Consider the following 18,235-nt stretch of genomic DNA (forward strand, 5'->3'; position numbering starts at 1 on the left):
TCGGCGGATTGAAGCGAAAGAAGAGAGAAAACTACTGCTGGCCCAGCGGGTTAGCGGGATTAGCCTGCTCTGGTGCCGTCGCCGGCGCCGGGGTCGCGGTGCCACCGGTGGGCAGGGCCTCACCCTTCATGGAGGCGCGGATCTGCTCCAGACGCGAATGTCCGGCCATCTGCACGCTGGCCTGCTGTACCTCGATCATGCGGCCCTGTACCGAGTTCTGCGCCAGCTCGGCCTGACCAAGGGCGTTGGCGTAGCGGCGCTCGATCTTGTCGCGCACTTCGTCCAGGCTCGGGGTGTTGCCGGGGGCGGCAAGCTCGCTCATCGACCGAAGCGAGGCGGAGACCTGCTCCTGCATCTTGGCCTGCTCCAGCTGGCTCAGCAGCTTGGTCCGCTCGGCGATCCGCTGCTGCAGCATCATCGCGTTCTGCTCGACGGCCTTCTTGGCCTGGGCCGCGGCGGCAAGCGCCTGATCATGCAGCGCCTTGAGGTCCTCGACGCTCTGCTCGGCGGTAACCAACTGGGCGGCGAACGCCTCGGCCGCGTTGTTGTACTCGGTCGCCTTGGATGCATCTCCCGAACCAGTGGCCTGATCGGCCAAGGTCAGCGCCTGACGAACATTGACCTGAAGTTTCTCGACATCGGCCAGCTGACGGTTGAGGCGCATCTCCAGCTGGCGCTGATTCCCGATCACCGACGCGGCCTGCTGCGAGAGCGCCTGGTGGTTCCGCTGGGCCTCCTCGATGGCCTGCTGAATCTGCACCTTGGGGTCTGCGTTCTCGTCAATCTTCGCGTTGAACAGTGCCATCAGGTACTTCCACGCCTTGACGAACGGGTTAGCCATGAGATCGATCCGCCTTCTGCTTGGATGCCGGTAGTCGTCGCCACCTACGACTGCGTGGGTCCCAACTTATCTGTTGCATGCCGATCCCCACACCCCCTACGGGGCGCAAAACAATGCGACCGCCACAGTAAGTTAGGCGGCCGCCATTGCGCGAACCTGCGGAATGACAACCTTGGTCGCGACATCGATCCCACTGAGTGAGCCGGCCGCTGTCGTCACCGCGGGCTGCGAAGCCGCGACGGCAGCCTCGCGATGCGCCAGTCTTGCGCTGACCTCGGATAACACCTCCGACAGCGGGACATCGAGCGCGCCGCAGATCGCGGCCAGCAGCTCACTGGAGGCTTCCTTACGGCCACGTTCCACCTCGGACAGATATCCCAGGCTGACGCGTGCCGAGTCCGATACCTCACGCAACGTTCTCCCCTGCCCGGATCGAGCGTTCCGCAGGGTGTCGCCGATGGCCTCTCGAAGCAACAACGCCATGTGTCTCTCCTTTGCGTCCTGAACGTCGGCGTCCATACCGCGTAGTAGTTGAGTCTGCCTTGCTCAACGTTGCCGCGCACGCGGAGGTTCCCGGAAGTTTGAGTGACAGACGCCTCAACGCCGCCCTTTATGCGGCCCTGATTCACCGGTAACAGCGCCCACCACCGGGTGGGCTACACGAAGCCGGTCCCAGTTCCATCCAGCTCAAATCCGTCCATGCGGCCGACAGCCAGGTCCTGGTGGGCTCTATGACGAAACGCATCGGACCACGCTCGCAGTAGGTTCGGTTATCCGGGGTTACTGCGCAGGTTGTGCCCTGATGGCTGATCTTGCTGCGCGCCGGCAGCGGCTGTCCTGCCTCCACAGCGGGGAATCTGACGGCCATGGACCAGTCGTAGTGCACCGCCCGGTCACCATCGATCCAGCCGATGTGGTTGGTCCCCGCCGGGGCTCCCGGAATCACGCCGGAGCAGCCGAAGCTGCCACGGCCCCAAATCCCGCAGTTCTGTCCGGCCGGCCCGATGAACCACACCCCACCAGGCTGAGCGAAATCGTTGGCGTTGAGCTCGTCGTAGTACCGAATATCGGGGAATGGATCTGAGGTGGCCTCCGGTGGCGGTGGCTCGGAGCGAGCCGTCGCCACCGGACCTGCCGCGAAAAGAATCAAACTCAGAGCGGCCACTGCAGCACAGCGATGTCTCATAGCCCACACTCCGTACGCGGATCGTCTATCACGACATCGTTCTCAATATCTCGGTCCCGAATCATCATGGCGTCCTACGTGATCCGCGGAGTGATGCCATAACATGCGGCATTCCCAACGTCCATCGTGTTCTGGCAGACGACCTTTCCCTGGTAGACGATCCGTACGGTCACCCACCGGCCAACCGCGGCGGTGGGTCGCCAATCCGCCCGCAGCTGGCTGCCGTCCGGTGGCGCGCCACGAACGGAGCGCACCATTGCGTCAGTGCGCCAGGGCAGTGCCACGCTCACGACAGCTGCCCGGCCGGTTACGGCCTGATACTCGATGTTCGCAACCTGAACGCTGTCGGACAGGACTTCATAGACGACGGGATCATCTGCCCAGGCCTCAGGCGGAGCCATCGGCATGAACACTGTTACGCCACACACCGCCGCCACGAGGAAACGCGTCATGGTCCTCGCAGGGTTCATGTCGCTACCAAAACAACCGCGACAAGGGTGAAGTCCGACTGTTCTTCGTAGAGGCTGCTGACGCCGAAATCGGTGTAGGCGCAATCGGGGAAAGCGTCACGTCCTTCCAACAACATCCCCTTGGTGGCATCGGCCACATTGTGACCCGCGCCCTGAAACGATGCCGTCCTGGTCGCCTCGATACCAAGGTCCCTCACAATCGCCTTCTGGTGCGGTTCGTCGGCCGGAACATTCTCGGCGGTGTGGTTGAGATACGAGTAGGTGGACCGGTTGATGATGTCGGCGGCGTGCCCTACGGCCGGGTTGTGGCGCAGCGGTGCACACGAGGTACCGCCGCGTGCATCGACGACAGCCTGCGTCACTTCGGCTCCGGGTTCTGCGATGGCCGGCACAGCGAAAATAGTTGCGGCACTAAAGATCATTAACAAAGCGACAACTACGATGACGGGCCCCTGTCTTGAGTCACGGCGCCCGCTACCGGGCTCAACTGTCGACATACGCATCTCCTCGTCGTTCGCGTGCGATGGTGGTACTCAGCTGCAGGCATGGGAACGATGGATCTTGCTTCCCCAGTGCATGACCCGGTGGTACGACGGTCCCGTGAACCAGGTCGGTTGACGTGCCTTGATGCCGTTACCTACATTGGACAATTGCTGCCACAGACCGAAGAAGCTATCCCCTTGGTATATAGGGAAATACATATCACCCGCGTGGTCATAGCTCTGGGTGAGTGCCTGTGCCCGCGGAGCCAGGAAATCCACTGACTGGTCAATGTTGGCGATGACGATATCCGCCTGCTCCTGGACGCCGGGAGCATCGTAATGGCCGTTGTTGCGGACCAAACTGTCGTTGAGTCCCTCGATTTGATGTTTCACGGCATCGTATTGAGCGTCGAACCACTGACACATCTCTCGTACCGCGTTGACATCCACAGACGTCACGTATCGCCTCGTCTGATCGAACGGAAACGGAAACTGCGGTTGCCAATTGCTGGCCACCGGAGTGATCACCGGCAGCCGCTGCGGCTGGTCGAAGTGGGCAACTGGGTCGTAGCCGCCACCCGGATCAGCACTGGCTGCCGCCGTCAGAACCTCCCCCGAACAAATCAGTGTCGCGACCACAACCATCATCAACCGGCTAATCCAGATGCGAATCATCATGCTACCGAGGCTATTTGCCAAGAGCAGAGTCGATACCACCAACGTCGGTGATCTGCCAGTCGTTGTTGCTGTCGATCGTGATGCTGTACGTAGCAGTGGACTGCAGCCCCTCGGGCGCCTGCATCGTCTTGGTGAGCACGCTGACGAACGCATCGACGGTGAATATCCCACCGGCGTCCGAGCGAACCTTTGCAGCCAATGGCTTGGCCGTCGACTTCCAATGCAAAGGCGCCAGAATCTGCTCCATCGAGTCAGCAGCCTTTGTCAGCTTCTCCTTCAGATCTGGGGAAGTTCCGTTGACCAGCTTGACTTTCCACGCCTTGAAGTCCTGGTAATCCATATCTGCGGCATTCGTGGCATAGCCAGTAGCGATCTCTTCGGCCCGCACTCTATTGCCGGCACCCACGGCCTGCTCGTCCAACTTCTGCTGCGCACCGGCATACAGCCAGCCAAGCGCAACCGCAACGCCGGTCAGCAGGAGGATCACGACCGCGATGATCACGCTGCGCAGTGTGAAGGACACCTGTCGTGGCTGCTTAGCCGACAGACTCGCACGACCGCCTGCGACAGTCACATCGGCAGGCGGATCGTCTGGCTGAGCCCGGTCATGACTCTCCGTCACAGGCGTGCTTTCGGGTTCGGTATCGACAACTGACATGAAACTTCCTCTCGGGTTGTGGGAGTGGCCTCGGCCTAGCGGTCGGGCATGGATACACGAAGCGTGATCGCGCCGTCTTCGGGTATGCCTGATAATGCGTTACTCAGGATTTGTGCCGTGTCGAAGTTCATCAACGCTCCCCCGATTCCCTGGAACTGCGGAAGTAGTGCATTACCAATAACTTTGAGATCAGGCGCCCGCGTGTCCAGAAAGTTTTGGAGGCGCGCGAGGAACTTTTGAAACAGCTGAACGTTGTGCGGATTGTTCCAGGCGACAACATTCATCATGGCGGTAAATGCGCCCGATATTCCATCCCCTACAGCCCGCAACGGCGGCCCGATTTCTGCCAACGTGGGGCCAACCCAATCGGCATTACGCAGCAGATTTTGAAGATTGCCAAGAAGTTCCTGCCCTTTTCCGTCCATGCTCATCATCATGTTTCGGGTAAGCAAACTCGCGCGCGATAGGTTGGGTAGCACGCGGCCTGGATCCGGCAAGGAAGCGTCCGCTTCATTCAGGATCCTTTTGAGCTGCACAGGATCCATCTGGTTGAGTATGCGGACCACCGTGGCGGCAAGTTGTGAGATCGAGGGCGGCACGGTTACCGCCTGCGCCGCGATGCGCTGACCGTCCGTCAGCACAGGGCCGTCATCGGACCGCGGCCGAAAGCCGACGTAGGCTTCACCGAGCGCAGAAAAATTATCCAGACGCACATCACTGTCGACGGGAACGTGCTGCCCGGGGTCGAGATAGAAATCGATGGTGGCATTGCTCACCGAGGTCGAAACACCGGTCACCTTGCCAATGGCCACACCGCGCAGCAGCACGCTGGAGCCAACCACCACACCTTCGCTATCCGGTACGTCCATCGTGAGATTGATGCGATTCTTCGGTAACCCCAGCCGGATACCGAACGACCCGATGTATGTAAGCGCGACCGCGATAATCATCGCGAACATTGCGAAGGACAGTATGTTCTTGGCGACTCTCATGGCGCTGCTCCCAGTATGCGCAGCACATCCTGTACGTTGCCAATCATTTCGCGCCCGTCGGGCCCGGATATCGAGGTGATGTTGATTGCGGGGTACTTATCGACGGGAAAGAAGTCCTCGATGAACAACTTTCGCCATTTAGGCGCTTCGTCTTCGAAGCTCCATTTGCTCTGTTGAACCGCCCCAACCGCATTGCTCAGCGACCTAAGTAACGGAACCAACCAGAACCCTCCGCTGTAAATACTCCCGACCGACGGAAGTACGGTGCCGATGTAGCTTGCGACCACTGTCGACCGGTCGAATCCCAGCATGCCTTCCGGCGAGAACCAGTACCTGTATGTAGGCAGGTTGCGGCTCATCACATCGGTAGTTCTCGATACGCCGTCAAGCCATTTGTCGACCATATCCACGTTGTTGGAAAGGTCCGCCAGGTCCACCGCAACCCGGCTCACCAGGTTGCGCAGGTCTTCTCGATTCGACGGGGTCACACGGTTGATGCCGATGATCGTGTCCTGCACCCGCTGGATCGCTCCACTGCCAACGAAGTTCGCCATGTTCGCCAACGTGTCCTCAAGCTGCGGCGGAGACACTGTTTGCGCCAAAGGGATTCGTCCGCCAGCGGTGACCGGTGGCGCCCCCTCACCTGACCGGGGACGCTCGAGCGCAACATAGGTATCACCGAGCACCGTTGATTGCTGCAGTGTGGCACTAACATTCGCCGGTATGTTGATGCCGGGATCGATCTGCGATGTCACATCAACGTGATTGCTTCTGAGATCGACCCTGGTGACCACCCCCACCGTGGCGCCGTCTTGGACCACTTTCGCACGATTCGGCAGATTCAGGACACTGGCAAATTCCAGAACGATGTCATAGCCGCCGCGATGGTTACCACCTGGCTGGGGTATCGCATTCACCGATAACGACGAACAAGAAACGACCAGCATGGCTGTCGCGGCTCCGGTAACCACTGTCCGGATTTGACGGGGGCTCATGAGTGGCTCGCCTGCTGCAGCACGTACTGCAGCAGCGCAACGTCAACGGCGTAGGGCTGGCCGTTGACGTCCGCACAGCTGCCGGGCATCGACGCATTCATCGCGCCGCAGAGCGCCAGCTTGTCGTGGGTGGCCACGCGGAACAGCGGGGGTCGGTAAGCGATGTTGAACGTGCCGAACTGTTTGGCGTTAAAGTGATTTGCCGCGGTGTTGATCCACCAGGGCACCCCATTGAACAAGCCGGCAAGGGCGTTGGCATGCGGGCTGATTTTTCGGAGGGCGTTGCTCACTCTGTCCAATGTGATCTGCGTTTCGTCCCCGAGTCTGGATTCCAGTGTGGCGACCAACTCCATAAGTGGACCAACCTTTCCGATGGAGTCCGCACCGACCAGCCGAGTCGCGCCGTCCAGCGCAGTCACGATGTCTACGGTCGTGGTCGGCGCATCCAGCAGAATCTCCTTCATCGGCCCTGTGATGTCTTCCAGCGCTGATGTCAGCTGCGCAGTGTTCCGAACGATTGAGCCAATGTTGCTGATCTGTCGATCGGGACCATCGAGCAAGTCGGATGACACGGTCAGCAAGTGGCCGAACTCTGCTCCATTGTTGTGTGCCAATTGATCTAACCCACGAACTGTGTCTGCGATGTTCTCCGAGCCGCTGGAGTTGATGGCGTTGAGGAAGCTGTCCGCCGACCCAATGATCTCCGACAACGACTTCGGTGACACAGACCGATTGAGCGGGATACAACTGGCGGCGTTGAGCCGGGACCCTCCGGCGTAGTTGCCGACCAGTTCCAGGGAGCGATCCGCGAGGATTGAGGTGGACCGGATGATCGCCTTGACGTCGCCGGGGAATTCGCGTTCTCCGGTTACGGAGAAGCCGACGCGGACATGGCTGGGACCTGGCTGGATCGAGACGATTTTGCCTATGCGGTAACCCATCTGAGTGACGGGGTTACCTACATAGAGCCCGATCGCATCAGGCATGAACGCACAGTAGGAGGCTTCATGCCGAGCTAGCGGTGCGCATGACGAGTTGGCTCCGATGGCCACGACCGCCATCGTGGTGGCCACCACGCAACGGAGAGTTCGACGAACCGCGATCGCATTCATCAGCAGCTGCTTCCGGACATCGGTATGCACAAATCGGTGGCGAGCAGCTCTGGACGAGCGTTCTGCGCGTCCAGGACGCGCTCGAGCTTGTCACGCACCCGGCGCAGTCGAGGGACGAGTCTGCTGTTGTTATCGACCCACCGCCGAACCCGGTTCTGCCATTCGCGAACTTTCTGGATGAACTCCTCACGGTGGTTGACCCAGAACTTGCCGGTGGGAGCCAGAATCGCATCCGAGATGTCGCCCATACCTTTCAGGGCGCCAGCGAATCCCTTGCCGTACAGCACAAGTGTCTGCTCCATGATCGAAATTTTCAGGATGAGATCCTTGAGCTTGTCGCGGTAGCCGGACAGTGACTCGATGTATTCGTCCGACAGATCGAGGATCTGTGAGATCTGCCCCCGCTGCTTATCGATCGTCTCCGTCAGAGCATTGCCTGCGTTGACAACCGCCGATAGCGTCTCCACGTTGGTTCCGTTCAGGCCGGCCTGAATCTTGTCCAGTGATTCACGGATCGGCGTCGGATTGACGTTTTCGGTGATCTTGGTAGCACCGGCCAGGGCTTTCATCAGGTTGTAGGGCATGGTCACGCGTTCCAGCGGAATAGCCTTCTGCCCCAGCGGTTTGTCGCCCAGCGACACCAGGTTCACATAGTAGCCACCGATCACCGTGAGCATCCGAACCTGAACTTGTGACTGATCGCCGACAAAGGCGGCCTTCGACACGCTCAGGCGTACCTGAACCTGGTTCGGCTCAATCGCGAGGCTGTCCACCTTTCCGACGGTGATGCCGGCTATGCGCACACTGTCGCCTAGCCGCACCGATGCGGCGTCGTCTGTGTAGAAAAACACCGGCCGATGATTGATTGGGTTGACATAGATGATGCCGGCGGCCAGTGCCACCATCGCGACCATGCCTAGCGCAAGCAGGCCGACCATCGTCGGATTTGTGAGCTTCTTCAGCGATTGCACAGGATCACCCGTTGACCGTTCAGTAGTACGTCCATCGATTCAGGTAATTGCGCCCGTCCATGTGAGCACGGCACCGGGGTCCCGGGAGGCGCGGGCGGCTCTACGTTGTCCCAGATCACCGGTACGCGTTTGAACGCATCGCTGTAGTGGTCAAACACCGTGATCGCTCGGTCAATCCCCTTGTCCATGTCTGCTTTGCCTGGGGTGAAACCGGCATTGGCCAGCAGCTGAACGGTCACGGACGTGAACTCCGGCCCGTACAACTCCGACTTTCGGAACTCGTCGATCACCGCGAGTGCGTTGTCCACCGGCCGATTTACCCAGTCCAGGATCTGTAGCAGATCTCTGGAATGCCCACCGAACGTTTCCGCGATCGCGCTCAGGTTGCGCATCAAAGTTGCGATGACCTGCTGTCGATCGGCCACGAACTGGGTCAGTTTTCGGACGCTGTCCAGCATCGGTCCAAGACCAGTACCGTTGCCTTCCATAAACGAAGCGACATTGTCCGTAAAGTTGTCGATATCGCTGGGGCTCAAGGTCGCCAACACCGGTTGCAACCCGTTGAACAAGGTGGTGACGTCGAACGAAGAATGAGTCATGCTCAACGGAATTCGCGTCACCACGCTCTCATCGGGCCCCTCCTCGACGGGATCAGCGAGATCGAGATAACGCAGCCCGGTAAGTGATTGAAACTTGATCGCCAGCCGAGTCTTGGACACCACGACATAGCGCTTGTCCAGGCTCAGCTCTACCTCAGCGATGCTCTGCCCCTCCTTGCGCGCCAGCCGTATGTCCTTGACCTTGCCCACACGCACCCCACGAAAGCGAACATCCGCATCCAGACGCAGGCCGGACGCATCAGTGAATTCTGCTGTATAGGAGCGTGTTTCACTGGAAACAGGTTGCCGCAGCACGTTGATGATCAAGATCAGCAGCACGGCCCCAATGGCACCGCTGACCATGAAACGCCACAGTGCAGCCTTGGGTTTGATCATGGGCCACCCATCGCACTAATCGGAGCCTGCACACCGGGTATCTGATCGAGCACGATATGAACCTGCAACGCGCGCTGTTCCGGTGATCCCCCGTACAGCTTCTCGAAACGTGTCCGCAGTTCCACCAAGGTGTCGCTGAGACCCGCGGGTGTCACCAAACCGGGCACCGTGTCAGTGAGAGTCCGGATCACGTTGACCACCGGAAGCAACTCGCCGGTGTGTGATGACAACAGCTTTCCGACAGCCCCGAAGAACCCCTTTGCGAGTAGATCAATGGACGGCAGGGCTCGTTTGTTCCAAAATTCTTCGGTGACAGGCATTCCGGGTTCGGCCACGACCGGGACAACATCTTGCCCGGGCATCGCGTTCGCCGCGGAGACATTGAACTTCACAAAACCCGAGCGCTGATTGAAGCCGTAACCTGCAACGGTTGCCGCCTCCACGAACCCTGGGAATGCCACACTGATTCCCGCGGTGTTTCTCAGCAGCTGCTCGGTGCTGACTGTCTGGACCGCCGCGACCGCACGGGCCGCGGTGATCACAGACTCGATCAGAGGATTGAGCCCATCGGTGTAGCGCGTGGCCCGGTTAATCACGTCAACAAGCTGCGGGCTCACCAGAACGTTGGTGATCTCGCCCGCTCGGTACAGCAGCGCCTGTAGCGTGAAGTTTCCTTGCGGCGTGGCGGTGATGTGCACCCCGTTGCGCAATGGATTACCACCTTGGCCCGCAATCAAATTGATACCGGTTACGCCAAAGTAGTTGGCGGGACGGAAGTCCACGCCCATCGTGTCCGTCAATCCCGCGGTGGGGCCGGCCTCGAGGTCGACATCGAGCCGGACCCCGCCATTGACGACAGTCGATACGCCGGCGACATTTCCGACAGTTACGCCGTGCATCATCATGGGGGCCCCCGCCGTCACCCCCTCGCCGACGTACGGCAGGTCAATCACGATAGATAGGCGGTTCGCCGACCGATCTGCCCACGGGCTGAAGGCAACACACAGCGCCAGTGCGGCAATACACAAGGCGACCGCAAGACCGATGATGCTCAGCCTGCGCGCTTCAGCCTCTGCTGACATGCGAAACAACACGGTGGCCCCCTACGCCTTGAACACGAATTCGGGTCGCAGGCCCCACAGCATGATGGTGGTCGCCAGGTCTAACACCAAGATGGTCACCAGGCTGGCGCGGATAGCCCGGCCCGATGACTCCCCGACACCTACGGGCCCTCCGGAGGCGAAATAGCCGTAGTAGCAATGAATTATCGTCACCGCGGTGCAGTAGGTGGCCGCTTTTATCAGCGAGGCACCGATATCATGCGGGGTGAGAAACTCGACGAAGTAGTGATTGTAGGTGCCGCCCGGCTGGCCGTAGAAAACGCGAATCACGGTGTCACACGTCACGAAACTGACCACCAGCGCCAGCAGATATCCCGGTACGACACACATCAATCCACCAATGAGGCGGGTACCGACCACAAACGGGATCGACCTCAGTCCCATGGCTTCGGTGGCGTCGATTTCCTCGGCGATCCGCATGGAGCCGATCTCCGCGGTCATCCGGCAACCCGCCTGAGAAGCGAACGCCACTCCAGCGACCAGCGGAGCCATCTCACGGACATTCCCCCACCCGCCGATGATGCCGGCGAGTGCCCCAAGCCCCATCAGATTCATGATGGAGAATGCCTCGATCGCTGCCATGCCACCGACCGCGATGCCAAGTACCGCAAGCACACTGATCACGCCGCCATCGACAATGACCGAACCCCGGCCCCACGCCAGGTTGTTCATCACCCGTAACGTCTCACGCCGGTACAAACGCACCGTAACCGGAAGCAACCACACCGTCTGTGCAATAAACGTCACCCACTGCCCGGTGGCGCGGAAAGGCTCGAGCAGCGCCATCGGGATTTTGTGTCCGATGCCGACACGTCGCGCGGGTAGCGCGTCGAGACGATGCTGCGGCTGGCCGGCCATCTACGCCACCACCATCGGGAAGAACATCGTCTGCAACTGAGTGATCGCAAGATTGACCGCCACAATGCAGATCACATTCAGGACCACCGCGGCGTTCACGGCATCGGCAACACCCCGCGGACCGCCCTTGGCCTCCATGCCTCGCTGGCAGGAGACCACCCCCACAATCGCGGCAAAAATGAAGCCCTTGCCGAGGGTGAACCAAAGATCGATCACCTTGGTAAACGACCCGAAGGACAACCAAAAACTTCCTGGTGTCACGCCATTGAACGCGGTCGCAATCACGAATGCCGCCCCGACACCCATCGCGATGATGATCACCACCAGAATCGGCGTGACCAGCAGCAACGCCAGAACGCGCGGCACCACAAGTCGTTGCACAGGGTCAATTCCCAGCGACCGCAAGGCATCGAGTTCCTCGCGAATCGCTCTGGCCCCGAAGTCAGAGGCGATCGCGGCGGCGGCAGCACCGCCCATCAGCAGGCCGGCTGTCAGTGGCGCCCCCTGCCGCAGCACGGCCACACCCGTGACCGACCCCACCAATGAATTGGCTCCGACTTGGTTGACGAGGCCGGAGATCTGCACAGCCACCATGCCGCCGAAAGGGATCGCCATCAATATCGCCGGCACGGCCGTCACCTTCAACAAAAGCCAGGCCTGAACGATGAGTTCGCTGAACGGCAGCCGCCCTGACAGTGCATCGGTCGCGGTGTACCTGAGCACCTGGGCGGCCAGGATCACACTGCGACCGGTCGTTGTGGCGCTACGTATCGGCACAGAGCCGACCTTCGCGGCCCCGCTCCTAACCAATTGCTCCACCGAGGCGAGGCCCATTGGAGCAATATAATGCTATAAATTAATTAAGGGAAGCCTTACCTGACACTCTGCCGATGGGGACCGGCGCCCCCACCGCCATTCCGGGATGCGGGTACCAGACGCACCATCACTTCGCACTCACCGTTAAGCGCATCGGGCACGATTGACACCGAGTACTGGGACGCGAGCGCCGGTGAGGTCAGGGCAAGTGCCTCCTCGATGGCACCGCGCTGTATTCCGCTGGCAATTTCCGGATGTGTGAGAGCAATCTCGCGCAGCGGGCACGAGCAGATCTTTAGCTCGTGCTCGCCGAAGATGCTGGTGACCGTGGATACGCGGAATCCGAGCTGGCTGAGGATCTCGAGCGCCACGCTGGCCGGGTCCGGTACGTCAATCTGAAGGATGTGGGCGGAATGGTTCCGCGCCCAGATTCTCCCGGCATTTGCTGCGAGTTGTTCGCGTGCAGCCTCTGTACTACCGAACTGATCAAGAAGGAGAGGTAGGAAGGTGAAAAGCCGCGAGCGGGGAGCCGCCTCGTAGTGTGCCGGTGGCCGGCCTCGCCCCGAGCTGCTGCCAGGTACGACATTGACGGCACCCGACGAGATCAACTTCGCGAGGTGAAAACGCACGGTCGTAACATGCAGGCCTACCTGCTCGGCAAGCATCTGGACGCTCATCGGCGCCGGCGCTTCAAGCAAGGCATCAAGGATGACGTTGCGTCGGACATGTTCACCGGCATAAGCAGCCCGGGCCGGGATGACTTCTTCTATATCGCGCTCAGTGTCCGATTCCATCATTTACCAGTCAAACTCATCGGTGTGCCCGCTGCCTGACCGGGTGCCTCCAGATGGGTTGTCTGTACCGCGACATGGAGACACGATCTGCAGAGAGCCGAACTATCCTCAGGATCTATCGTGGCACACAATTCTCCACACACCCTGCAATCAAGATCTGCAATGTTGCCCGGATCGTTAATAGCAGAAAATTTCTACTATTTACAGCGCGCGGGCTACGACGATGCGGATTTGGGCCGAGGCCGCAGCGCCTGCACCAGGTAGTCGATGCCGGTGATGAGGGTCAGAGCCACCGCCAGCCCCATCAGGACCGCAGCGGCGGTGTGCCAATGACCGGTCAGCGGCAGCAGATACCCAGCGATCGCCAGGGACTGCACCATGGTCTTGAGCTTGCCGCCACGATTGGCCGGGATCACACCATGGCGGAGCACCGAGAAACGCAGCACGGTGATCCCGATCTCGCGCACGAGGATGACCGCGGTAACCCACCACGCGAGATCTCCGAGCACGCTGAGCCCCACCAGTGCCGCACCGACGAGTGCCTTGTCGGCAATCGGGTCGGCAAGCTGGCCGAACGGGGTGACCAGGCCATACCGGCGGGCCAGCACGCCGTCGTAGCGGTCGGTAGCGATGGCTAATGCGAACACCCCGAAAGCGGCAATGCGCCAGGAGGATTGGTGCCCGCCCGCGGTCAACAGGACAGCGATGAACACCGGTACGAGCACGATGCGCAGCACCGTCAGGATGTTGGCAATGTTCACCACCGGCACCGGCGCAGCCGAAGCCTCGGAATCAGGCTGGGTTTCCGGTGGCATCGGCACGTCAAACACCCTATCTGTTCTAGAGCTAGCTACTGTTCACGCATGAGCGCTGAAGGTACATCCGGCATCTCGACTAACACGGCTCCCGCGGTGACCGTTCGTCGTGCCCGTACCTCCGATGTGCCCGCTATCAAGGCGCTCGTCGACGTCTATGCCGGGCGCATCCTGCTGGAAAAGAACCTTGTGACGCTGTACGAGGCGGTTCAGGAGTTCTGGGTGGCCGAGCTCGACGGGGACGTCGTGGGCTGTGGCGCCCTGCATGTGCTGTGGTCCGATCTCGGCGAGGTACGCACCATCGCGGTGCACCCCCGGCTCAAGGGCTCGGGGGTTGGGCACGCGATTGTCAGCCGCCTGCTCGATGTCGCCAGGGAACTCGAACTCAAAAGAGTCTTCGTACTGACCTTCGAGGTCGACTTCTTCACCAAACACGGATTCCGCGAGATCGATGGCACCCCGGTGACGGCCGAGGTCTACGAGGAGATGTGCCGGTCCTACGACACCGGCGTGGCCGAGTTCCTCGACTTGAGCTACGTGAAGCCGAACACCCTGGGCAACACCCGCATGCTCGCCCACCTCTGATTTCTGCGCATCGGGCATTCTGGGCGCGATCGTCGGCCATGATCGAGGCATGCCAAGACTGCGCCAGGTGTCCCGCGCCGAAACCGACGACCGCCTTGTCCATCGCATGTACGACCAGATCTTCGGTGATCGCGATCCGGTCTCCGATCCCGGGACCACCACAGGCACACCCGGTGACTGGTGGACGGTCTTCGCGCTCGTACCCGAGGCGCTGAAGCATTCGGTTCAGGGTTTCGCGTTCTACCGCAGTCCCGATCGCAAGCTGGACCCCGTCCTGCGGGAGCTTGGCCAAACACGCGCCGGTTGGGCTCGTCGCAGCCAGTTCGTGTTCTCCCAGCATTGCAAGTCGTGCCGCATGGTGGGTATGTCCGAGGAAATGATCGCCGCGATCCCGTCATGGAGTACCGCTGATTGCTTCACCGCGGCGCAGCGAGCCGTACTCGCCTACACGGACTGCCTGGTTCTCGACGGGGGCCGGGTGCCCGACGGGATCTTCGCCGCGTTGAAAGCCCACCTCTCCGACGAAGAGATCCTGGAACTCACCTACATCACCGCGATGTATGAAATGCATGCCGTGATGAGCACGGCCTTACGTCTGGAGTGGGACAACCGCGACGAGCCGATCGTGGAGATCGCCGCCCCCGAGGGATTCACATCCTTCGATGTGGGCGACGCCATCGCACTGCGGCGCGACGAGAACGCTTAGAAGTCTTCGGGCACCGCGCCGTCGTCTTCGGCTTCCTCGTCGGCTCCCCCGCCGCCGCGGATCGAAGCCATCACACTGCCGAGGTCCTCGGGCTTCACCATGACCTCGCGCGCCTTGGATCCCTCACTGGGACCGACGATTCCGCGCGTCTCCATCAGGTCCATGAGGCGACCCGCCTTGGCGAAACCGACCCGCAGCTTGCGCTGCAGCATTGAGGTCGAGCCGAATTGACTCGACACCACGAGCTCGACGGCCTGCAAGAAGGCGTCCATGTCGTCACCGATATCGGGATCGACGTCTTCTTTACCGGGACCGCCGCCGACCTTGGTCGCGGTGACACCCTCGGTGTAGTCGGGCTCGGCCTGTTCCTTGGCCGCCGCCACCACGGCGCTGATCTCCTCGTCGGTGATGAAGGCGCCCTGCATGCGAATCGGTCGCCCGGCGCCCATCGGCAGGAACAGTCCGTCACCCATGCCGATGAGCTTCTCGGCACCGGGTTGGTCCAGGATGACGCGGCTGTCGGTCAGCGATGAGGTCGCAAAGGCAAGGCGCGAAGGCACATTCGTCTTGATGAGGCCGGTGACCACGTCCACCGACGGACGCTGGGTGGCGAGCACCAGGTGGATACCGGCCGCTCGCGCCTTCTGGGTGATGCGCACGATGGCGTCCTCGACGTCACGAGGCGCGGTCATCATGAGGTCGGCCAACTCGTCGACGACGGCGAGAATGAAGGGATACGGACGGTACTCACGCTGGCTGCCCAGCGGGGTGGTGATCTCGCCGGAGCGCACCTTCGCGTTGAAGTCGTTGATGTGCCGGACCCGGCTGGCCTGCATGTCCTGGTATCGCTGCTCCATCTCTTCCACCAGCCAGGCCAGGGCGGCCGCAGCCTTCTTCGGCGAGGTGATGATCGGGGTGATCAGGTGCGGAATACCTTCGTAGGGTGTCAGTTCCACCATCTTGGGGTCGATCAGGATCATCCTGACCTCCTCCGGGGTGGCGCGGGCCAGCAGGGAGACCAGCATCGAGTTGACGAAGCTCGACTTGCCCGAACCGGTGGAACCGGCAACCAGCAAGTGCGGCATCTTGGCCAGGTTGGCGGAGATGAAGTCGCCCTCGATGTCCTTGCCCAGCCCGATCAACAGCGGATGGTGATCGGTGCGGGTTTCTGGTGCGGTCAGCACGTCGGCCAGCCGCACCATCTCTCGATCGGTGTTCGGCACCTCAATGCCGACCGCTGACTTGCCGGGGATCGGCGCGAGCAGACGCACGCTGTCGGTAGCCACCGCGTACGCGATATTGCGTTGCAGGGCGGTGATTTTCTCCACCTTGACGCCGGGGCCGAGCTCAACCTCGTAGCGGGTGACGGTGGGGCCACGGTTGAAGCCGGTGACCGCCGCATCGACCTTGAACTGTTCGAGCACTCCGGTGATCGCGGCGATCATGTCGTCGTTCGCCGCGCTGCTTTCCTTCGGGGGATCTCCCGCGATGAGCAGATCCAGCGAGGGCAGCACGTAGGGGCCCTCGACCACCCGATCGACAACGGGCATCTGCGGTTTCGGCTTGGACTTCTTGGTCGACTTGACCACGGGTGCCGGCTTGGGAGCCGGTGCAGCGGGTGGCTCTGGCGCCGCCGCCTCTTCCTCAAGCGGGTAGTTGTCCATCGGGGTGGCGCCGCGCGTGAATTCACGCGTCGCCTCGTAGTCGTCTTCGGGCTCGTAGTCCTCTACGTAGTCCTCGTCGTCCCACTCCTCATCCCATTCGTCGTAGTCCCTGGGCGAGAACATGTTCCGAAGGGTGTCCGGGATGTCGCGGATCGTGGTGCCGGTCAGTAGCAGCACCCCGAAGACGATCGCCATCACGAGCAGCGGCGCGGCGATCCACGCGGTGAGGCCTTGTGCGAGCGGCCCGCCGATCACGAAGCCGACGAATCCTCCCGCGTCCGCCCGCCCCTCTGGGGAATCGGGGGAACCCGCGAACAGATGCCACAGCCCCAGGATCGGCAGCGCGACCATGGCGAAGCCGAGCAGTAGGCGCGGACGCTCCTGCGGGTTCGGCTCGGTGCGCATCAAGAACACCGCGATGACGACGGCGATAATCGGCACCAGTGCGACACCGGATCCCACGACCGCGCGCAAGACATCGTCGATCCAGCCGCCTACCGGTTTGGCGGCGTGGAACCATGAGCTCGCGCCCACCACGAAGGCCAGGCCCAGCAACGCCAGCGCTACACCGTCGCGCCGGTGACCGTGCTCGATGTCGTGAGCCCTGCCCACCGACCGGAACAACGACCCCACGCCGTGGGCGCAGGCGTGCCACCCGCTACGCGCCCCCCGGCCCAATGCCACCAGCGGCGTCGTCCAATGCTGGTTACGACGCTGATTACGCCGGCGCGGTGCCGGACGACGGGTCGGCGCGGTGTTGCGCGACCGGGGTCCCGATTTGGTGTTCCGGCCACGCGAACGGCTGACAGTCTTACTCGCCATGGCGACAGCCTAGTCGCAACAGTCACATCTGCACCATCTGCAACACGGCTAAAACCGCTAGTAAGCAAATGTTTTGTCACCTACGCGAAGCCGCCCCGAGACAGTCTCGTGACCTGCGAAACCCGGCTCAGCGTTCGGGGCGCGGCTTCGTCTCACCCAGCCAGGACTGATTCGCCGCGATATAGAACTGATCGCCGTTGAAGCTGCTCGCGGAATGACCCCGGAAGCAGTAGACGCCCTGATCCTTGGTGACTGCGCATTTGACGGCGCGGTAGTTGAAGTAGTTACCGGGCGTGAGCACCGGCGGACGCGTCGCCGGCGTGAACAGCGCGTCATTGGTGGTGTCGAAATGAGCACGCCAATCACCCGGGAACCAGGCAACTTGGTTCGTACCGGCAGGCGCCCCAGGGAACGAGCCGTTACAGCCGAAGCTCCCGTCGATCCAGATCGCACAGGTCAACCCACGAGGCGTCGAAAACCATGCCCCATCGGTGTCGTCACGCAAGAACTGCTCGAAGTCGGCCTGCTTGAACTTGGTGGCGTTGTTGACGTCGGGATAGGGATTCGGGTCCCCGGGGATGTCTGGGTCCGCCATCGCGAAGGCCAGCGATCCGGCAGTTAGTCCCAGCATCAGCGCGATAGGTGCCACCATCCAAGTCAGCAGCCGCATTCCA

21 protein-coding genes and 1 pseudogene are annotated in these 18,235 nt (G+C 61.4%); 3 read left to right on the plus strand and 19 right to left on the minus strand.

Features of this window, described 5'->3' with window-relative positions:
• Positions 1–31: 31 nt before the first annotated feature.
• From pspA to RHO23_RS10765, 16 genes and pseudogenes are all read right to left on the minus strand, one after another.
• Positions 32–841: a phage shock protein PspA gene (gene pspA / locus RHO23_RS10690; protein WP_030093849.1), complete on the minus strand. Its 810-nt coding sequence runs from the start codon at positions 839–841 to the stop codon at positions 32–34.
• A 132-nt stretch (positions 842–973) separates the two neighbouring features.
• On the minus strand, positions 974–1,324 hold the full coding sequence (clgR, locus tag RHO23_RS10695) for a transcriptional regulator ClgR (protein WP_046255863.1): 351 nt from the start codon (positions 1,322–1,324) through the stop codon (positions 974–976).
• A 142-nt stretch (positions 1,325–1,466) separates the two neighbouring features.
• Positions 1,467–2,027 (minus strand): hypothetical protein, encoded by a 561-nt coding sequence (locus tag RHO23_RS10700; protein WP_046254096.1) that lies wholly within the window; start codon positions 2,025–2,027, stop codon positions 1,467–1,469.
• A 74-nt stretch (positions 2,028–2,101) separates the two neighbouring features.
• Entirely contained in the window at positions 2,102–2,479 is a 378-nt protein-coding gene (locus RHO23_RS10705) for a hypothetical protein (protein WP_423489053.1), read from the minus strand.
• A 14-nt stretch (positions 2,480–2,493) separates the two neighbouring features.
• Entirely contained in the window at positions 2,494–2,889 is a 396-nt protein-coding gene (locus RHO23_RS10710) for a hypothetical protein (RefSeq protein WP_423489054.1), read from the minus strand.
• A 141-nt stretch (positions 2,890–3,030) separates the two neighbouring features.
• Positions 3,031–3,624: a hypothetical protein gene (locus tag RHO23_RS10715; RefSeq protein WP_070921618.1), complete on the minus strand. Its 594-nt coding sequence runs from the start codon at positions 3,622–3,624 to the stop codon at positions 3,031–3,033.
• A 43-nt stretch (positions 3,625–3,667) separates the two neighbouring features.
• Positions 3,668–4,315, minus strand: coding sequence for a hypothetical protein (locus RHO23_RS10720; protein WP_264922715.1), 648 nt, complete (start codon positions 4,313–4,315; stop codon positions 3,668–3,670).
• 35 nt (positions 4,316–4,350) lie between these two features.
• Positions 4,351–5,307 (minus strand): MlaD family protein, encoded by a 957-nt coding sequence (locus RHO23_RS10725; protein WP_264922716.1) that lies wholly within the window; start codon positions 5,305–5,307, stop codon positions 4,351–4,353.
• Positions 5,304–6,254, minus strand: a complete 951-nt coding sequence (locus RHO23_RS10730; RefSeq protein WP_423489208.1) for an MlaD family protein — start codon at positions 6,252–6,254, stop codon at positions 5,304–5,306. Before RHO23_RS10730 ends, RHO23_RS10725 begins: the two co-directional genes overlap by 4 nt.
• Before the next feature lie 44 nt (positions 6,255–6,298).
• Complete coding sequence (locus tag RHO23_RS10735) at positions 6,299–7,363, minus strand: MlaD family protein (RefSeq protein WP_423489209.1); 1,065 nt, start codon at positions 7,361–7,363, stop codon at positions 6,299–6,301.
• A 50-nt stretch (positions 7,364–7,413) separates the two neighbouring features.
• Positions 7,414–8,352, minus strand: coding sequence for an MlaD family protein (locus RHO23_RS10740; protein ID WP_423489210.1), 939 nt, complete (start codon positions 8,350–8,352; stop codon positions 7,414–7,416).
• Between the two features lie 20 nt (positions 8,353–8,372).
• Positions 8,373–9,380, minus strand: coding sequence for an MlaD family protein (locus tag RHO23_RS10745; RefSeq protein WP_423489055.1), 1,008 nt, complete (start codon positions 9,378–9,380; stop codon positions 8,373–8,375).
• Positions 9,377–10,462, minus strand: a complete 1,086-nt coding sequence (locus RHO23_RS10750; RefSeq protein WP_423489056.1) for a Mammalian cell entry related domain protein — start codon at positions 10,460–10,462, stop codon at positions 9,377–9,379. Before RHO23_RS10750 ends, RHO23_RS10745 begins: the two co-directional genes overlap by 4 nt.
• Before the next feature lie 21 nt (positions 10,463–10,483).
• Positions 10,484–11,287 (minus strand): MlaE family ABC transporter permease, encoded by an 804-nt coding sequence (locus RHO23_RS10755; RefSeq protein ID WP_064410358.1) that lies wholly within the window; start codon positions 11,285–11,287, stop codon positions 10,484–10,486.
• Positions 11,288–11,359: 72 nt separating this feature from the next.
• Positions 11,360–12,154 (minus strand): annotated as a pseudogene (locus tag RHO23_RS10760) (MlaE family ABC transporter permease); the annotation flags it as partial.
• 77 nt (positions 12,155–12,231) lie between these two features.
• Complete coding sequence (locus RHO23_RS10765; RefSeq protein WP_044103973.1) at positions 12,232–12,852, minus strand: hypothetical protein; 621 nt, start codon at positions 12,850–12,852, stop codon at positions 12,232–12,234.
• On the opposite strand from RHO23_RS10765, the gene RHO23_RS10770 reads away from it, so the two are divergent.
• Positions 12,814–13,008, plus strand: a complete 195-nt coding sequence (locus RHO23_RS10770) for a hypothetical protein (protein ID WP_044103974.1) — start codon at positions 12,814–12,816, stop codon at positions 13,006–13,008. The two genes, RHO23_RS10765 and RHO23_RS10770, sit on opposite strands and share 39 nt — an antisense overlap.
• A 176-nt stretch (positions 13,009–13,184) precedes the next feature.
• Here the strand turns inward: RHO23_RS10770 and pgsA are convergent, their stop codons facing one another.
• A complete protein-coding gene (pgsA, locus tag RHO23_RS10775) occupies positions 13,185–13,790 on the minus strand; it encodes a CDP-diacylglycerol--glycerol-3-phosphate 3-phosphatidyltransferase (RefSeq protein ID WP_423489057.1) in 606 nt (201 codons plus the stop codon).
• A 42-nt stretch (positions 13,791–13,832) separates the two neighbouring features.
• Here pgsA and RHO23_RS10780 point away from each other — a divergent pair, with 42 nt between their 5' ends.
• Complete coding sequence (locus RHO23_RS10780; RefSeq protein ID WP_044103976.1) at positions 13,833–14,369, plus strand: amino-acid N-acetyltransferase; 537 nt, start codon at positions 13,833–13,835, stop codon at positions 14,367–14,369.
• A gap of 49 nt (positions 14,370–14,418) precedes the next feature.
• Positions 14,419–15,075, plus strand: a complete 657-nt coding sequence (locus RHO23_RS10785; RefSeq protein WP_030093867.1) for a carboxymuconolactone decarboxylase family protein — start codon at positions 14,419–14,421, stop codon at positions 15,073–15,075.
• Here RHO23_RS10785 and RHO23_RS10790 read toward each other — a convergent pair.
• Positions 15,072–17,561, minus strand: coding sequence for a DNA translocase FtsK 4TM domain-containing protein (locus RHO23_RS10790; protein ID WP_423489058.1), 2,490 nt, complete (start codon positions 17,559–17,561; stop codon positions 15,072–15,074). The two genes, RHO23_RS10785 and RHO23_RS10790, sit on opposite strands and share 4 nt — an antisense overlap.
• A 127-nt stretch (positions 17,562–17,688) precedes the next feature.
• Entirely contained in the window at positions 17,689–18,231 is a 543-nt protein-coding gene (locus tag RHO23_RS10795; RefSeq protein WP_423489059.1) for a hypothetical protein, read from the minus strand.
• Between the last annotated feature and the right edge of the window lie 4 nt (positions 18,232–18,235).

Source organism: Mycobacteroides sp. PCS013, from assembly GCF_049532645.1.
Taxonomy (GTDB): Bacteria; Actinomycetota; Actinomycetes; order Mycobacteriales; family Mycobacteriaceae; genus Mycobacterium; species Mycobacterium gwanakae.

Bases quoted from the DNA above. Each gene is read 5' to 3' on its own strand.
- RHO23_RS10745 (WP_423489055.1), bottom strand. From the start codon at position 9,380: ATGATCAAACCCAAGGCTGCACTGTGGCGTTTCATGGTCAGCGGTGCC.
- RHO23_RS10740 (WP_423489210.1), bottom strand. From the start codon at position 8,352: ATGGTCGGCCTGCTTGCGCTAGGCATGGTCGCGATGGTGGCACTGGCC.
- pspA (WP_030093849.1), bottom strand. From the start codon at position 841: ATGGCTAACCCGTTCGTCAAGGCGTGGAAGTACCTGATGGCACTGTTC.
- RHO23_RS10700 (WP_046254096.1), bottom strand. From the start codon at position 2,027: ATGAGACATCGCTGTGCTGCAGTGGCCGCTCTGAGTTTGATTCTTTTC.
- RHO23_RS10785 (WP_030093867.1), top strand. From the start codon at position 14,419: ATGCCAAGACTGCGCCAGGTGTCCCGCGCCGAAACCGACGACCGCCTT.
- RHO23_RS10750 (WP_423489056.1), bottom strand. From the start codon at position 10,462: ATGTCAGCAGAGGCTGAAGCGCGCAGGCTGAGCATCATCGGTCTTGCG.
- RHO23_RS10730 (WP_423489208.1), bottom strand. From the start codon at position 6,254: ATGCTGGTCGTTTCTTGTTCGTCGTTATCGGTGAATGCGATACCCCAG.
- RHO23_RS10795 (WP_423489059.1), bottom strand. From the start codon at position 18,231: ATGCGGCTGCTGACTTGGATGGTGGCACCTATCGCGCTGATGCTGGGA.
- RHO23_RS10725 (WP_264922716.1), bottom strand. From the start codon at position 5,307: ATGAGAGTCGCCAAGAACATACTGTCCTTCGCAATGTTCGCGATGATT.
- RHO23_RS10715 (WP_070921618.1), bottom strand. From the start codon at position 3,624: ATGGTTGTGGTCGCGACACTGATTTGTTCGGGGGAGGTTCTGACGGCG.
- RHO23_RS10770 (WP_044103974.1), top strand. From the start codon at position 12,814: ATGCAGGCCTACCTGCTCGGCAAGCATCTGGACGCTCATCGGCGCCGG.
- RHO23_RS10790 (WP_423489058.1), bottom strand. From the start codon at position 17,561: ATGGCGAGTAAGACTGTCAGCCGTTCGCGTGGCCGGAACACCAAATCG.
- RHO23_RS10705 (WP_423489053.1), bottom strand. From the start codon at position 2,479: ATGACGCGTTTCCTCGTGGCGGCGGTGTGTGGCGTAACAGTGTTCATG.
- clgR (WP_046255863.1), bottom strand. From the start codon at position 1,324: ATGGCGTTGTTGCTTCGAGAGGCCATCGGCGACACCCTGCGGAACGCT.
- RHO23_RS10780 (WP_044103976.1), top strand. From the start codon at position 13,833: ATGAGCGCTGAAGGTACATCCGGCATCTCGACTAACACGGCTCCCGCG.
- RHO23_RS10735 (WP_423489209.1), bottom strand. From the start codon at position 7,363: ATGGCGGTCGTGGCCATCGGAGCCAACTCGTCATGCGCACCGCTAGCT.
- RHO23_RS10720 (WP_264922715.1), bottom strand. From the start codon at position 4,315: ATGTCAGTTGTCGATACCGAACCCGAAAGCACGCCTGTGACGGAGAGT.
- RHO23_RS10765 (WP_044103973.1), bottom strand. From the start codon at position 12,852: ATGAGCGTCCAGATGCTTGCCGAGCAGGTAGGCCTGCATGTTACGACC.
- RHO23_RS10755 (WP_064410358.1), bottom strand. From the start codon at position 11,287: ATGGCGCTGCTCGAGCCTTTCCGCGCCACCGGGCAGTGGGTGACGTTT.